The sequence below is a fragment of the Halorhodospira halochloris genome, from assembly GCF_002356555.2.
Lineage (GTDB): Bacteria > Pseudomonadota > Gammaproteobacteria > Nitrococcales > Halorhodospiraceae > Halorhodospira > Halorhodospira halochloris.
On record NZ_AP017372.2, the window covers coordinates 1,039,128 to 1,055,016 of the forward strand.

Here is a 15,889-nt window from a genome sequence, read left to right on the forward strand (position 1 = left end):
GGGTGTATCCGTGGCGAGAGCCGACGCAATCTGGAAGCGGTTGCGCAAATCGCGTGACAATCCCGCCTGGGAGGATTCGTCCGAGCGTGGCGAGACGCGCCGCTGGAGCGGAGACACCATTGAGGGCGAGATAGCCGATGTGGAGTTGCCGCGCAGGCGCGACTATGAGCAGGAGATTGAGGCGGAGTTTGAAGAGTATAAACATCCCGGCGACGAGCGTGGGCCAGAGGGCCATCATCATAATGACGATGGTGACTACGCTGAGGAGGTAGATGTTAACGAGTGGGCGCGTGAGCAGCGCCGCAAGTTTGCTGGTCAGACGTCTAACTATCTGCTTTCGTTCGGTTTTCCCGGATCAGGCAAGACCACTTTTCAGTCTTTCTTGGTCTACTATCTAACCCATATCGGTCCCTTCGATGCCCACCCGCGGATCAATCCGCTGGGTAATGCCCAGGGTTGGGATCCGATGGTCACCTTCAATGAGTGGATAAGGCTTTGGCACCAAGGCAAATTCCCGCCGGCAAACCCGGTCGATGAGAGGGATATCCGTGAGCTGGCCTTCGACATCCAGCCTTTGCAGGGCAAGCGGCAGCCGCCGCTAGAGCTGAGTCTGGTTGAGGTCTCAGGCGAGTTTATGGCCCGGGTGATAGCGGAGCGCGATCACGATCCCGACCTTGTTGATGCAGTAGCCGACCTGTTCGGTGATGATCAGATCAATCTGACCCTGGTCTTTATTATCGACCCCGATCACGGCGATGAGAATGATGTCCTGTTCCAGAATCTGGTGACATTTCTCGACGTCCATTTCCCGGGCGCGCGTGAGCGTATGTCGCTGGCCATTATGATCTCCAAGCCGGAGGCCTCACTACAGCTGTTACAGTCGCGCTACTCCGAGTACAGCAACCATACCGAGCTGCGCGGCGATCTGTGTGAAGACTATGTGCGCCTGATGGCGCCCCGTACACACAGGATACTCGACTCTTGGCCAAGCTTGCAGCGGGTGCAACTGATGACCCTGCATCTTGGTGAGTTGGGGTCGCAGGATGGCGAGCCGCGCGTCCATCGCATAGATTACACCGATATCGAGGCTATATTCGGTTGGCTCTATAGCCAATTTACCGGTTCTGGGCTTGGGCCGAGCGTCTGGCAACAGTTTCTGGAGTGGTTGCGGCGCTGAACGGCATGAATATAGTTGCTAAGGGGATCGTCGGAGTAGGCTTGTTCGGCACTCGGCGCGGCTTGAGTGCCAAGGGTGGTGGTGCTTTGCGGGGCTTGGATGCTGCGCCGCAGGTGCTGGAGTTCCGTGGCCGCGGGGGTGATACCAGTGCCCTGCCGCAGGAAGGCGAAGAGGTGGTCTTTCGGCGTGTGGTTAGGGTAAGTGGTGGCCACTTCGACGACGAGGAGTTGGACATCATCGGCGTTCTCAGTGCGGTGCGCGATGTAAACCGGAGAGCCGGCTTTCAAGGCGCCTGCGCCGCTGTCCGCCACGGTAATCTGGATGCCTATGCCGATGCCCTTGAGGAGGCCCGCCGGCTCCTCGATAAGAGCCTGGAGGGCAGTTTGGATGACAGCTTTATTAGCTCCTGGTCGCTTGGTTTGGGCGATGGCGGCGAAGGATTGGATGGCGATGGTGACTGCCTCCCCGGAGCTGATGAGGATGATAAAGGCGCTACGGAATACTACGAACGTAGCCAGTCACCTGGTCTTGAGTTGCAGGGTGAGCTTGCGCAAGCCGTAAGGCTGCATCTAGAGATTGGTATCGAGTCGCCGGATGAGCGGATTGAAGAGGGCCTACGGCAGGTCTCTTGGCTGGATAGCAATCACGGTGCAACCGTGCTCATCTTCTATGCCCCGCGCAGGGAGTCACGGCCTATTGATTGGTCTTTGATCCGCGAATGCCGTGAGCTCAAGCAGGTTGAGATAGAGCGCATAGAGGATGACTATGAGCACGCCTACCAGCTGCATCTGCGTGATTTGGAGCGGGAGTACGCTCAAGGTGTGCAACTAACCGATGCGGCTGAGCATGGCTGCGAGCTTGAGGACAGCGATTGTCACGGTGAATGTGAGCTTGACAGCGAAGATGGGGAAGTTTGCCAGGGGAGTTGTAACGGGGGGCAGGCGAGGGCAGGCGGTGAAGTTGATGAAAGTTTCCTTGCCGAGGTGGAAGCGGAATTGCAGCGCCTGTGTCGTCGGGTGAGAGATGCCCGCAGCACTGGGGGGAGTGCTTAGCTGCCCCCATAGAGAACAGAATTTGTCCAGAGGGGCAGGGTTATGAAGGGTCTCGTTTGGGGTATAGCCGTGGTGGTTGCGTTGTTGGCCTTCGGAACCGTGGGCGGCGGTTATCTGATTGGCGGCACGCTGGATGAGCGTATCGAGCAGGCCATTCAAGAGGCTGATGCCGAAACCGACAGCCTGGTGTTAACGCTGCAAGAGCATGAGCGTGGTACTTTGTCATCTTCTGCCACTGTTCGCGTCTATCTCGCCGGGGAGATCGGCAGTGAGTATCGTGATCAGGTCGGCAAGCCGTTCGCCTTTGAATTACCGGTTGAGATTGAGCACGGTCCGCTAATCTGGGAGGCTGCCGGGCCGCGTTTCGCCCTGGCGCAGATAAAAGGACCACTGCGGCTTAGTGATGAAACTATCGCCGGTATCGAGCAGGCCAGCGGCGAAGAGATCCAATGGGAGGTGCCACTCGATGGTTCACCTGCCGACTTAACCGCGCTATTTGGCTTCGATGGTAGTGTGGATGCCCGCATAGGCCTTCATGACTTTACCGGAACGGTTCTGCGCGGGGACCATGAGGAGCTTGAGCTTGAATTGGGCGGTGTTGAGGGGGTTTATCGGGCCAGCTATGGCGACAATGAAAGAGTCGAATCTTTCCTAGCCGGAGATGTTTTTGCTTATGGGCTTTATCCCGATTCCGGTCAGTTGCGCGATTTCTCTCTTAGTGCTGATATGCATGCCCATGACTCAGGGCTCTGGCCGGGGCGGTTGCAGGCAAATTTTGCTAGGCTCGAGTTGGCTACCGAGCAGTCAGCCGAGCATTTGCGGGGAGAAGATTTTGAGCTAGAGATTGATGATTTCACCTTTCTTTATGCGCTAAATATTCACAGTGCTGAAGATGGGGGTGATGAACAGGGCGAGTTGATAATCGAGACGCGCACGGGGCAGAGTAGCTTGCGCGAAGGTGATGAGCACTTTCGGCTGCAGGCGGGCAATCTGGATGGCGTGTTGAGCAATATCTCGCTGGAGAGCCTGATTGCCGCTCAGCAATTGGCTCAACAACTTGAGCAGATGAGCGATTATCAGATCGACAGAGAGATGCAGGCATTAGCCACCGAGTTCCTGAATGCCGGACCGAGATTGCAGATACACGAGTTCAGCCTCTATGGTGATAGAGGCAAGGTGGGCCTGGATGGGTTTATCGAGGTGGCGGAGCAGCAAGCCGGAGGCCTGGATCTATTTGCACTCATTGCCGGTCTGCAGACAGAGTTTCAACTTGTGGCGCATAAGGATGAGTTGCTCTCTGCCATCGAGGTGATTGATGGCGATGCGGCGGCCGAACAGTTCCGGATGGCACTAGATGAAGCTGCCCAAATGGGCTATGTAGACGAAGAAGATGATACCCTATCAACTAAGGTGTCTTTCTCTGATGGGCAGCTAAAGATCAATGATGAGTCGGCCGATGAACTTCTTGAGGCATTGATAATGGAGGCCTTGGTGAATTGATTGTTTATTCTTGATGGCGTTTCATTTCTCTCGGAGGAGATAACAAATGAGATACATAGACCATACAACAAAAACAATATACTCAGGTAATCGCCGAACGCGCCAGGATCCAGAAGTTACCAGTGACCCGCCAGATGAGTATCACTCCCCTATAATAAAGAAGGTGCATAATCCACAGCCAGGAGAGGCACAAACCGTCCACGATGGATGGGAGTTAACCAGGGAAGGAAAAGAGAAGAAAAAGGCTGCTATTAAGGATCAGCTTTACGCGATCGATTCAAAATATAACAGTGATCGCGGCACCCGCGATCATAAGATAAATTACCCTGATCAGTATGCGGCTAAAGCGGTAGAGCGCGCTAAGGCAGCTGAGAGGGAAGCCGAGCCGCTGCGGGCACAGCTTGCTTCTCTGGGGCACTGATTGATTGAGGATACTCTTTGCAAAGTAAGGGTAAGATGGAAATCAGCTCATATTCCGTTACCCAGATGATGCGAAAGAAGGATGGACTGGACAGGCCAGGTGCACCCAATGGGTGCACCAACTGGCTTGATTGAGGCGGATCTATCGACAAGTTAAAGATTTAAAATTTAAAGCAGCAGTCCTCCCAGGGGAGGACTGCTTTGCAAATTGTGGTACACACCTAGCTGGTGTGTCACGTCTTGGCACGTCGAAGTGGCGGAAGAGGAGGGATTCGAACCCCCGGTGGGCAGGGCCCACAGCTGATTTCGAGTCAGCCGCCTTCGACCTCTCGGCCACTCTTCCTTCAGGGTGCTAGCGCGGGATTGATGTGTATTCCCCCGCGGCAGTTTGTCGATTCTATGGCTAGCAAGGTTTTGTGTCAATCACCGGCCTCAATCACTGGGGTGGTTTGCTCCCTCATCGCTGAAGGTGACAGAAGTGTAACGGGCGAAATGCAGGGTTGGCGACCAGTGATCAGGCATCAGGCCTGCCTTGGCCTTTAAATTAGCCAAGAATTCGTAGGGGTCGGGAATGTTTTCCCAGACTGCCGGTAAGAAAGTGGCGCGCCGTTTGCCGTCATGCAGGATCAATCCATCCTCGCCGGGGCGCAGCTGCTCGATAAGCTCTTGGTCGTTAGCAGCCTGTATCGGCTCGGCGTCGCTAAGCACAGAGGCCTTTACCGTCAGGATATCAAGCTCCTCGCGGCTAACCGGCTCAAAACGCGGGTCATTTAATGCGGCATCGACCGCCGCCTCCATGGTGGTCTCTACTAGAGGTTTTTTGGCTAACAGTGAGCCGATACAACCGCGGAGATCCTCACCTTTGTGTAGCGACACAAAGGCCGCGCCTGGCTTGCTCAGAGGTTCGGGCAGCTTGGAGGCAGGTGGTAAGTCTTTACCGGTCTCCAGCCTATACGCTATGGCTTGGCGAGCCAGCTTGACTAACAACCTGCCTTGTTCGGGCGATATGTCAAAACGATCAGTGGAAGACATAGCTACCATACCCCACTACGGAAGAGCGTTCACCGGTAACATCGCCTGAGTTGCACAGGGTTATGGTATGCGCTTGCCAGCCTTTTTGGCGGGCTAGCCAGAGTAAGCCACGAATAGGCACAGCGCCACAGGCTTGGTGATGTTCGATGCCCTCAAAATCGAGGGCCTCGATTGCTGCTGTGGCCTGTTTATCCAGCTGACGGGCTTGCTCGTCGTCATAAAAATGACTCAGGTCGGAGCTGACGACGATCAAGGTCTCTTCACTCAGTAAGGAGTCAATAAGCTGACCACACTCCTCCGGTTTCATCCTGCCCACAGCCAGCGGCAGAAAGTCGAACTCCTTAAATATTCGCTGCAGGAAGGGGAGGTGGACCTCTATGCTATGCTCTTTGCTGTGCGGTGCATCGTCGTAGAGCACTCCGGGTTGATTGCCGGCTGTGGTGCGCAGAGTTTCATTTATCCTCACATCCCCGAGTGGGGTAGTAAAACTGGTCACCGTGGGTACTGCCACGCCCTGGAAATCAACGAAGTGAGATGGTCCGAGCAGGACAATGTGCCTTATCTGCTCACGGAAGGGGCGAACACGTGCGTATCCTTGCGCTGCCGCCGCGCCTGAGAAGGGGTAGCCGGCATGGGGCAAGATCATAGCTTGTGGTTTATGCTGTGAGTCTCCCCGGGTTGAATCACATTTAGCGAGTAAATCGTCAACAAAGCTTGCTAGGGCTGTGGGATTGTCGGGATAGAACCTGCCTGCTACTGCCGGAAGCCGGTTTTGCCCCATTTCACGCATAGGTGTACACCTCCAGGATGCGGACATTATCGGTGTTTACTTGCAAGGCTTAGTACCGATTTTGTAAAAGCTCACTTCCCTAATCGTATAATATGCGGATAGGTTATAGATAGCTTTCAATTGCAGCGTGCGCTTAAGGAGGCGGATATGCGCAGGCGGGATCCGCACGATAGCAGCATAGTAGCCACAGATTATTGGCATATTGCCGATGATGGGCGCATTGAGTGCGACCTGTGTCCGCGTCACTGTCGTCTTAAAGACGGTCAGCGCGGGCTTTGTTTTGTGCGTGCTGCGCAAGGTGGTGAACTGGTGTTGACCACTTATGGCCGCTCTAGCGGGTTTTGCATAGATCCGATAGAGAAGAAGCCACTTTACCACTTTTTACCCGGCACCTCGGTGCTCTCTTTTGGGACCGCGGGTTGTAATCTTTTCTGCAAGTTTTGTCAAAACTGGGATTTATCTAAGTCGCGCGAGATGGACCGGATGGCAGATAGGGCTGAGCCGGAGCAATTGGCTCTGGCTGTGCAGGATTCAGCCGCTAAGAGTGTCGCCTTCACCTATAACGATCCAGTCATCTTTCATGAGTATGCGGTCGATGTGGCTAACGCTTGTCGAGAGTTAGGGATCAGCACAGTTGCTGTTACTGCCGGATACATAAATCCTGAACCGCGGCGTGAGTTTTTTGCTGCTATGGATGCTGCTAATGTCGACCTTAAGGCATTTAACGAGCGTTTTTATCACAAGCTCACCGGCGCGAAGCTCGGTCCGGTCTTGGAGACGTTGGAGTATATCTACCACCATACCGATGCATGGCTGGAACTAACTACCCTAATAATCCCCGGCGAAAACGATTCGGATGAAGAGCTAGAGGCAATGGCGCGCTGGGTTGTCGCTCATTTGGGGGTCGATGTGCCTATGCATTTCAGTGCTTTTCACCCCGCATTCAAAATGACCGATCGCCAGCGTACGCCGGCGCATACTCTACAAAGGGCTCGATATATAGCTATGCAACAAGGGGTTCGCTATGCCTATACCGGCAATGTTATAGATCCTGAAGGCGGGAGCACTTATTGTCATATATGCGAGTCATTATTGATAGAGCGTACCGGCTATCGGATTAGTAAGCGCGGCATGGATGCCAATGGCCTGTGTAAAAAGTGCCAGACTCAGTGTGACGGCCGGTTTTAGAATTAACCTAGCTGCTTAGCTCTTCGACCGGTCGGGTCGGTCGGGTCTCGCTAGCCGCTTTTATCGGGGTAATAACATCGACCTTTATCCATATTCCCTTTGCTTGTTGAAAACATAATGAGCCGTCAGCAAAGGTCATTTTCCAATAGGAGATGACAGTTGCCGGTGTCGGTGGTGCGGTGAAGCCAACACTCAAGGTTACTGTCTCGCCGGGCAGTGTTTTGGGGATAGGGATATAGTAACTATCAGGCTTTATGTTTGTAGCGATCTCAATATCTTCATCGTCAGTAACCGCCAACAGGCGAGTATTGTTATCCTGGCAAACCAGGTAGCGGTCTATCCAGGCTTGATCGCCAACGTTTTGCAGTACCCACGACTTTATGCAGTGGCTGTTGGCCAGCACTTGCGAGCCATCGGGAAAGGTCTCGTCGCGGATGAAGGCGCTGCGATCAGTTATCTGTGTATCGTTTTCCTGGACTAGCTGGGTGCCGCTTGGCTGTGTGCTTGGGCTGTCTGGATTAGTGGAACTGGCCGGGAAAATCTGCTGAAGCAGGCTTAAGGGGTGAACCCTAAGCACTCTGGAAAGATTTAGGATAGTACCCATGCTTGGGTAGTGGCCTTGTTGCCAGATGCCGTATAGCGCCTGCCGGCTCAAGCCCGCTCGTCTCGCTACTTCAGCCAAGGATAGACCGTTTTCGCGTGCCAGCCGCCGTATGTAGCACTCTAGCTCTGAGTGCATTTAATACCTCCCTAAGCACTTTGTGCTACGTAAGTACCAACCGCTATCCCAACACCCTGATTCATATATATGAGACGCCGAGCAGCGCAATATGTCAAGCGAAGTTGACATGTATTATGGCCGCAGCGGTGGAAGTGCCTATCTATCCTCTATATCATCAGTGACCAAGAGTTAGCTTGAGCCAGGGCAGTGCGGGTAGGCAACGGCGTGCAGGCCTTGAGCCTCGCGAGCCGTTGCACGGGGGGTCCGCACTGCCCTGACTCAAGCTAGCTCGAGGCGGTAAAGCGGGGGGAGGGGGCCTTTCTCCGATTAGTTATAATGATATACCTCAAAGTAGCATTAATCAATGCTTTGTTATGGTTTTCTGCGGCAATTATTTATAGTTCCGCTGTCGCTCTGCGCAGATCCCGCCACACTCTGGCATCTCTATCCCTAAAGACAGTATCCTAAGGCAGCCTGGGCCAGCACTGATCACTGGAGGTTGCATGTTTCTAAAGCGCGATCCGCGCTTCGTAAGCCGTCTGACGCGCGACACCCTGGCCTTGATAATGGCGGGGGGGCGTGGGGGTAGGTTATCTAGCCTGACCGACTGGCGGACTAAGCCGGCGATCCCTTTTGGGGGGAAGTTTCGCCTCATCGACTTTCCGCTCTCCAACTGTATCAACGCCGGCATACGGCGCATCGGGATCTTGACGCAGTACAAATCCCACTCTCTTATCCAGCATCTGCACCGTGGCTGGGGTTTCCTCCGTGGCGAGTTTGGCGAGTTCGTGGAGCTTATTCCGGCGCAGCAGCGGATGGATAAGCCGCTCTGGTATGCCGGGACGGCGGATGCGGTCTATCAGAATATCGACATAATAAAGGCCCATGAGCCGAGCTATGTGCTGATACTCGCCGGTGATCACGTCTATAAGATGGACTACGGGGCGATGATCGCCCGTCACGTTGAGGCTGATGCCGATGTCACCGTGGGCTGTGTCCAGGTCGATCTAGAGCAAGCCAAGTCTTTCGGGGTGATGAGTGTTGAGGAGAACGGCAGGGTCACAGCTCTGACCGAGAAGCCTGCTGAGCCCGAGCATATGCCGGGGAATACTAATCAGGCCCTGGTCTCGATGGGTATATATGTCTTCAATCGGGAATATCTGTTCGGGATATTGCGCGAAGATGCGGAGAACTTCTCTAGTTCGCGTGATTTTGGTCGCGATGTGCTACCGGCGGCGATCGCCCGGCATAGGGTGCATGCCTACTCATTCAGTGATCCGGTAACCGGCAAGCAGGCCTACTGGCGCGATGTCGGCACGGTAGACTCGTTCTACCGGGCCAATCAGGAGCTGATACATGAAGAGCCTGAGCTTGATCTGCATGACGATGAGTGGCCGATATGGACGTATCAGGCTCAGCTACCGCCGGCGAAGTTTATCCACGATCAAGAGGGTAAGCGCGGCATAGCGATCGATTCGATAATATCCGGCGGCAACATAATAGCTGGTGCCGAGGTGCGCCGTTCGGTTCTCTTTTCGCAGGTGGTAGTGCGTGCTGGCGCGTATATTGAGGCCTCTGTGGTCTTGCCGCATGTCAGTATCGAGTCACAGGCGCGCATCAAGGGGGCGATAATCGATGAGGGGTGCACTATCCCCGCTGGAACGGTTATTGGTGAGGACCTTGAGCAGGACAAGGAGCGTTTTCACGTAAGCCCGGGCGGGGTAGTCCTGGTAACTGCCGAGATGCTTGGCCAAGAGGTTGCCCATGTGCGCTAACCCGCGGCGCAAAATGAAACTCAGGAGTTGGTCATGGCTGACGGTGAGGGATCTAACAGCGGATTAGATGAACAAGGCAGCGCTTGGCATAGTCTCGATGCTGACCGGGTCACGCAGCAACTCAATAGTTCACGGCGGGGCATAAGCCAGGAGCAGGCCGAGCAACGTCTGGGCGAGTATGGGCTCAACCGGTTGCGCCCACCCGAGCGCTCGGGGGCGGTGGTCCGGTTCCTGCGCCACTTCCACAACATCCTGATCTATATCCTGATTGTAGCTGCTATCGGTACTGCCCTGCTTGGTCACTGGGTAGATACCGGGGTGATCCTGGCGGTGGTGCTGATCAATACCATCATCGGTTTTTTGCAGGAGGGCAAGGCCGAAAAGGCGCTTGACGCCATTCGTCAGATGCTCTCGCCCCAGGCAGTGGTTTTGCGCAACGGCGAGCGCCTTGAGCTGGCGGCGGAACAGATTGTCCCCGGTGATGTGGTTATGCTCCAGGCAGGGGATAAGGTGCCAGCCGATCTGCGCCTGTTTGAGACGAAGAACCTGCGCATAGATGAGGCCGTGCTTACCGGCGAGTCGGTGCCTAGTGAGAAGGACACAGTGTCGGTAAGTGAGGATGCAGCGCTGGGCGATCGCTGCTCAATGGCCTACTCCGGGACGCTGGTAACCTTCGGTCGGGCCTACGGCACGGTAGTCGCAACAGGCATGAATACGGAGGTCGGCAAGATCTCCGAGATGCTTGGCGAGGTGCACAGCCTGAGCACACCGCTGGTGCGACAGACCGAGCAGTTCGGTCGTTGGTTGGCGCTGATCATAATCATCATTTCTGCTGCTACATTTGCCTTCGGCTTCTGGATAAGGGATTATCCGCTCGATGAGATGTTCCTGGCCGCCGCCAGCTTGGCAGTCTCCACCATCCCCGAAGGGTTGCCGGCGATATTGACCATTGCCTTGGCCATCGGCGTGCAGAAGATGGCTCGGCGCAACGCCATAGTGCGTAAGTTGCCTGCGGTTGAGACCCTAGGGTCGGTCTCAACGGTCTGTTCGGATAAGACCGGCACACTGACCCGTAACGAGATGACCGTCTCGACCGTGGTCAGCCGCGAGCGCTGGGTCGAGGTCGAGGGGGTAGGTTACGACCCCCACGGTGGTTTCACTGAGCACAATGAGCAAGTCAGCCCGGATAGTTCAACGGTGCTATCCCAAGCCTTAGTGGGCGGGTTGCTTTGTAATGATGCGCAGCATCTCATGCGTGATGGACAGTGGACTCTAGCCGGTGACCCGACCGAAGGATCGCTGATTGTGCTCGCTCGCAAGGCCGGTTACGACCCGCATGTGGAGCAGGAGAAGCGCCCGCGCAAGGATGTGATACCGTTCGAGTCGGACCATAAATATATGGCCACCCTGCACTGCGACCATCAAGGTTGGCACGGCATCTTCCTCAAGGGTAGCCCGGAACGAGTTCTGGAGCTTTGCTCGAGCGAACAGACAGAGGATGGTGAGCAACCGCTGCAGAAGGCTTATTGGGAACAGGCCATGGAGCAGATCGCCAACCGCGGTGAGCGGTTGCTGGCGATAGCAGTGCGCAAGTTTGATGAGCCGGTCCATGAGCTGACCTATCAGAGTGTAGAGCAGGGCGGTTTTTCCCTGCTTGCCGTTTTGGGGATTATCGACCCTCCCCGTGACGAGGCTGTAGCGGCGGTTGCGAGCTCGCGGAGTGCTGGGATCAGGGTCAAGATGATCACCGGTGATCACTTGGCCACGGCGCGGGCGATCGGCAGTAAGCTCGGTATCAATTGCGATAAGGCGATTTCTGGCCACGATATTGATGCTATCGGGCAGCAAGAGCTGCGGCGCGTGGCCTGGGAGACTGACATCTTTGCCCGCACTACTCCGGAACATAAGTTGCGTCTGGTCGAGGCGCTACAGGCCGAAGGCAGAATAACGGCGATGACCGGTGATGGGGTCAACGATGCACCGGCCCTGAAGCGCGCCGATGTCGGCGTGGCCATGGGCAAGAAGGGTACTGAGGCTGCTAAAGAGGCCTCGGAGATGGTGCTGGCCGACGATAACTTTGCCTCGATCGCCCATGCCGTCGAAGAGGGGCGGACTGTATACGATAATATCCGTAAGGCTATCCTGCACATGCTGCCAACCAACGCCGGGCAGTCTTTGACCATCATGATGGCGATACTTATGGGGTTGGCCTTGCCCTTAACCCCGGTGCAGGTGCTGTGGGTAAATATGGTCACCTCGGTGACCTTGGCCATGGCCCTGGCCTTTGAACCTAGTGAACCTGGGGTGATGCAGCGCCCGCCGCGTGATCCATCAGCGGCCTTGTTATCTGGTTTTATGCTCTGGCGGATTCCGTTTGTCGCCATACTGCTTTGGCTGGGGACTTTCGGTCACTTCGTGTGGATGGAAGAGGTAGTAGGTGTTAGCGATGAATTGGCCCGTACCGTCGCCCTTAATACCTTGGTGGCCGGGCAGGCGTTCTATCTGTTCAATCTGCGCCTGATCTACGAGCCGGTCTGGTGCAATGGTGAGCTGCTCAAGACTAGGGCGATGTGGATAGCTGTCGGGGTGTTGATCGTGCTGCAGCTCACCTTTACCTACGCACCATTTATGCACACCCTGTTTGGTACCGCCCCGCTGGGTCTTGAGGAGTGGTCACGGGTGTTGGTGTTCGGGCTGCTGGTATTCGTTATTGTTGAGATAGAGAAGACTGTGGTAAGGAACCTGCCGCGCTGGCAGGGCAAAGCAGAGGCGCGGCAGGCTTAATAAGGCAAGGTTCCGGCTAGTAATATCTCAGCTGGAATGTCAGGAAACGCTTGCGCGTACCGTCTCGGCCACACGCGAGGCGTTTTCCTGCCCCATTCCAGGCCACATAGGCAGACTCAGGACCTCAGCACAGACTTGCTCAGCGACCGGGCACTGGTACTTGAGCGCGGAGTAGACCGGCTGTTTGTGAACTGGGACGCTGTAATAGACCATTGAGCCGATGCCCTGTTCGGCTAAGGCCTTTTGCACCGAGTCACGCTTGCCGTTGGCGATGCGCACAGTGTACTGATGATAGACGTGGTCGCCGTGCTCTGAGACCTTGGGGCAGGTGATCTCTTCAACATCGGCTAAGTGCTCATTATAAGTGGCCGCTATCTGTTTGCGTTCGTTGTTCCAGTTATCCACCTGAGGGAGCTTGACCTGGAGAAGTGCCGCTTGCATGGCGTCGAGTCGTGAGTTTAAGCCTATCAGGTCGTGGTGGTCGCGCTTGCTGGAGCCGTGCAGGCGCAGTAGCCGGCACTGTTCGGCGATATCATCATTGTTGGTGGTTATCATACCGCCATCGCCGAAGCCGCCGAGATTCTTGGTCGGGTAGAACGAATGGGCTCCCGCATCGCCGAGACTGCCGAGCCGCTTTTCACCTTGGTAAGCCCCGAAGGCCTGAGCTACGTCTTCAATGACGCGCAGCCCTCGTTGTTCGGCTAGGGCGTTGATTTCCGCCATGTCGGCCCCCTGGCCGAATATATGCACTGGGAGTAATGCTTTGGTCTTATCAGTACAGGCCGCTTCCAGGGTTTTAGCGGTAACGTTGAAGGTTGCCGGGTCTATGTCGGCAAAGCGCGGGGTGGCGCCGGTAAGGCTGATAGCTTCGGCAGTGGCAAAAAAGGTAAATGGTGAGGTCACCACCTCGTCCCCGCGGCCGATACCGGCGGCGAGCAGAGCAATGAACAGTGCATCAGTGCCGCTATTAACGCCGATAGCGTGGCGACAGCCAAGATGCTCGGCGACGGATCGCTCGAATTTCTCTACAGTAGGGCCAAGCACATAGGCCCCGGAGGCGAGAAGTTCTGTGGCTGCGGACTCAATCTGCTCGCGCAGCAATTCATACTGTGGGCGTGGGTTATAAGCGGGGATCTGCACGTTGTTGCTCCTGATTTTACCAGCTCTATTATTAGTTTTGTTTGCTTTTTAGCTGCTCGCCTGCCTTTGCCATAATATCTACCACCTCAGCACCAAAGCGTCCGTCACAGAGGCACTCTTCGCGTCTTTGGATGCAGGCGATAAAATGCTCCATCTCCAGTCTTAGCGGCTGATCGTGGCCACGCTGAATAGTTTCGCTGCCGTTATCTATATTGACTAGGGCGTCATCTATGCCCTTACGGTGCAGGGTTATTACCTGCTCGATCTCGTCGTATTCGATTATCCCGTCACTGCCGATAATCATCAGTGCGCGGTCGCGGTTTGGCCACAACCAGGAGCAGTGCAGGTGGCTCTCGAGGCCTCCTGAATAGGAGATATTTAGGTGGCAATCATCCTCTATGCCTGCTTGGAGGATGGCTTGGCCGTGGGCTGTAATCTGCTCGATGGTCCGCTCCGGGAAGAGTAAACGCTGGACGGCAATGTCGTGCGACCCTAAGCACCACAGGGCGTTCTCATGGCTGCGCGCTCTGCCTAGGCCGAGGCGTTTTTGGTGAATGCTGTGGACCGTACCGATATTGCCCTCGGCAAGGTAGTCGCGTAGCCAAGGTATAGCAGGCTGGAAGAGCAGCAGATGGCCGACCATGAGCAGGCTCTGGTGCTGCTCGGCAAGAGCGACAAGCTTCCAAGCCTCTGATGCCTCGAGGGTTATGGGCTTTTCGACAAAGACATCCTTGCCGGCCTCGATGGCAGCGCGGGCGATATCATAGTGGGTAGGCACCGGGGTGGCTATAACTACCGCATCAATGCTCGTATCTTTTAGGGCTTCCTGGTAGTCGGCATGGGTATCAACCTTGGACAGCTCAGCGGCGAGAGGGGCGAGGTTGAGCTGATCGGAATCAGCAATCGCGCATAAAGCGCCAAGTTGGTTAAGATTGCGCGCGAGGTTCCGGCCCCAGCCGCCGACGCCAATTACTGCTACATTGGGAGTTTCAGATTTAGTAGTTGCTGCCATGAGGCCTCTGGCGTTTGGTGTGGGTTGATTGAGCCGTTAAATAAATGATCGAGGATTTTAGCATTGTTACAGCTTTTATTGGCCATTGAATTAAGCCCTTTAGCAACCTCAGAAACTCCCTCCAAGCCAATTAGTTGCCCTGGCGGTGCCTCTAAAACTCCCCCGGAGCCATTTAGCTGCCCCGGTGTGGAGGTCTTGGCGCCAGGGATGGCGCCATGAAGCCTCCAGGGATGGATTCACGGCGTCCTCCACACCGGGGCAGCTAAATGGCTCCGGGGGAGTGTTTAAAGGCCCCCGGTAAATTACTTAGTAGCCTTTGCCAATCGGCCTCACTGCCGGGCAAGCCAAAACGCAGTCCGGGCGGGTTATCAAAAGCCCTGACCCAGATCCCGCCTTCAGCCAAGGTCTTCTGAATCTGCCGCGCTGACCCTGTCTCTATCCAGCAGTAAAGGCTCGTTTTACCAGCTACCTTGAGGCCCGCCTTATCCAGGGCTGCGGCTAGCCGATCGGCGGCTGCGCCAAGTTCGAGCCGTTGTTGCTGCTGCCAAGCGGTGTCGGCCAGTGCTGCGATGCCCAGTTGGCGTGATGCCCCGCTCAGTGGCCACGGCCCAAGCAGCTCGGCTAGGCGGTTACGGATCTGCTGCGGGCCGAGCAGGAAGCCGACTCGCGCCCCTGCCAGGCCGAAGAACTTGCCTAGTGAGCGCAGCACAATAAGTCCTTGTCTATCTTGCTTGCCAGCCTGTCTGCTCAGGCTGAATTCCGGGTAGCAGTCGGCGAAGGCCTCATCAACTATTAACCAGCCTGAATTGCGTTGTAGCCACTTATGCCAGGTTACTAGCAGTTCGGGGTCGTAGAGCCTGCCAGTAGGATTGTTGGGGTTGCTCAGTACTAGCACCTCCCAGTCAGTGCCTGCCTGGGGGCCACTCTCTATCTGCTGTGCGGTTATGCGCCGGATCTCGTGTCCCCAGCTTTGCCACGCTCGGCTGTGCTCAGCATATTCAGGCTCGGCTATGGCAACCCTGGATCTGCTGCGTAATGCCGGCAGCAGTGATATCGCCGCCTGGCTGCCGGGTACGGGGGTCAGGTGAGGGCAGGCGTAGTACTCGGCGGCGGTCGCCTCGAGCTGATCCGGCTCGGGTAATCGTTGCCATATCTGGCTGTGCGTTAATGTCTGGGTAGGTAGTGGATAATGGTTAGGGTTTATCCCGGTGGATAGGTCTATCCAGCCCTGGGGAGGTTCGCCGTACTCAATGGTCGCCTGAGTTAGGTTGCCGCCGTGTTCTAGTGATGACAAAGAT

At 55.7% G+C, this 15,889-nt stretch carries 13 protein-coding genes and 1 tRNA gene; 7 read left to right on the forward strand and 7 right to left on the reverse strand.

The features are described from left to right. Nucleotides 1-10: 10 nt before the first annotated feature. From HH1059_RS04805 to HH1059_RS04820, 4 genes are read left to right on the forward strand one after another with little or no spacing between them, the layout of a single operon-like run. Entirely contained in the window at nt 11-1,177 is a 1,167-nt protein-coding gene (locus HH1059_RS04805; RefSeq protein ID WP_096408909.1) for a hypothetical protein, read from the forward strand. Between the two features lie 5 nt (nt 1,178-1,182). Then, a complete protein-coding gene (locus HH1059_RS04810; RefSeq protein ID WP_096408912.1) occupies nt 1,183-2,229 on the forward strand; it encodes a hypothetical protein in 1,047 nt (348 codons plus the stop codon). A 42-nt stretch (nt 2,230-2,271) separates the two neighbouring features. Further along, a complete protein-coding gene (locus HH1059_RS04815; RefSeq protein WP_096408915.1) occupies nt 2,272-3,729 on the forward strand; it encodes a DUF945 family protein in 1,458 nt (485 codons plus the stop codon). A 46-nt stretch (nt 3,730-3,775) separates the two neighbouring features. Beyond that, nucleotides 3,776-4,150, forward strand: a complete 375-nt coding sequence (locus HH1059_RS04820; protein ID WP_096408917.1) for a hypothetical protein — start codon at nt 3,776-3,778, stop codon at nt 4,148-4,150. Between the two features lie 253 nt (nt 4,151-4,403). Here the strand turns inward: HH1059_RS04820 and HH1059_RS04825 are convergent. The 3 genes from HH1059_RS04825 to amrB all read right to left on the reverse strand — a co-directional run bounded on the left by HH1059_RS04825 (nt 4,404) and on the right by amrB (nt 5,971). Then, nucleotides 4,404-4,492 (reverse strand) — tRNA-Ser (locus HH1059_RS04825). 89 nt (nt 4,493-4,581) lie between these two features. After that, the gene (amrA, locus tag HH1059_RS04830) at nt 4,582-5,181 is read right to left on the reverse strand and encodes an AmmeMemoRadiSam system protein A (protein WP_096408919.1); all 600 of its coding nucleotides are present in this window, start codon (nt 5,179-5,181) and stop codon (nt 4,582-4,584) included. Then, a complete protein-coding gene (gene amrB / locus HH1059_RS04835; RefSeq protein ID WP_162549365.1) occupies nt 5,168-5,971 on the reverse strand; it encodes an AmmeMemoRadiSam system protein B in 804 nt (267 codons plus the stop codon). The genes amrA and amrB overlap by 14 nt, the downstream gene beginning before the upstream one ends. Nucleotides 5,972-6,118: 147 nt before the next feature. On the opposite strand from amrB, the gene amrS reads away from it, so the two are divergent. Further along, nucleotides 6,119-7,159 carry an AmmeMemoRadiSam system radical SAM enzyme gene (gene amrS, locus HH1059_RS04840; protein ID WP_096408922.1) on the forward strand — a complete coding sequence of 347 codons (1,041 nt, stop codon included), beginning with the start codon at nt 6,119-6,121 and terminating at the stop codon, nt 7,157-7,159. 7 nt (nt 7,160-7,166) lie between these two features. Here the strand turns inward: amrS and HH1059_RS04845 are convergent, their stop codons facing one another. After that, nucleotides 7,167-7,898 carry an NBR1-Ig-like domain-containing protein gene (locus HH1059_RS04845; protein WP_096408924.1) on the reverse strand — a complete coding sequence of 244 codons (732 nt, stop codon included), beginning with the start codon at nt 7,896-7,898 and terminating at the stop codon, nt 7,167-7,169. Nucleotides 7,899-8,383: 485 nt separating this feature from the next. On the opposite strand from HH1059_RS04845, the gene glgC reads away from it, so the two are divergent. Further along, nucleotides 8,384-9,655, forward strand: a complete 1,272-nt coding sequence (gene glgC / locus HH1059_RS04850) for a glucose-1-phosphate adenylyltransferase (protein WP_096408925.1) — start codon at nt 8,384-8,386, stop codon at nt 9,653-9,655. Nucleotides 9,656-9,688: 33 nt separating this feature from the next. Then, nucleotides 9,689-12,439, forward strand: a complete 2,751-nt coding sequence (locus tag HH1059_RS04855) for a cation-transporting P-type ATPase (protein ID WP_096408927.1) — start codon at nt 9,689-9,691, stop codon at nt 12,437-12,439. A gap of 39 nt (nt 12,440-12,478) precedes the next feature. Here HH1059_RS04855 and HH1059_RS04860 read toward each other — a convergent pair whose 3' ends face one another. The 3 genes from HH1059_RS04860 to cobD form a co-directional block, all read right to left on the reverse strand. Beyond that, complete coding sequence (locus HH1059_RS04860) at nt 12,479-13,579, reverse strand: DegT/DnrJ/EryC1/StrS family aminotransferase (protein ID WP_096408928.1); 1,101 nt, start codon at nt 13,577-13,579, stop codon at nt 12,479-12,481. A 31-nt stretch (nt 13,580-13,610) separates the two neighbouring features. Beyond that, nucleotides 13,611-14,591, reverse strand: a complete 981-nt coding sequence (locus HH1059_RS04865; RefSeq protein WP_096408930.1) for a Gfo/Idh/MocA family protein — start codon at nt 14,589-14,591, stop codon at nt 13,611-13,613. Nucleotides 14,592-14,853: 262 nt separating this feature from the next. Next, nucleotides 14,854-15,885: a threonine-phosphate decarboxylase CobD gene (gene cobD, locus HH1059_RS04870; RefSeq protein ID WP_207148172.1), complete on the reverse strand. Its 1,032-nt coding sequence runs from the start codon at nt 15,883-15,885 to the stop codon at nt 14,854-14,856. Nucleotides 15,886-15,889 lie beyond the last annotated feature (4 nt).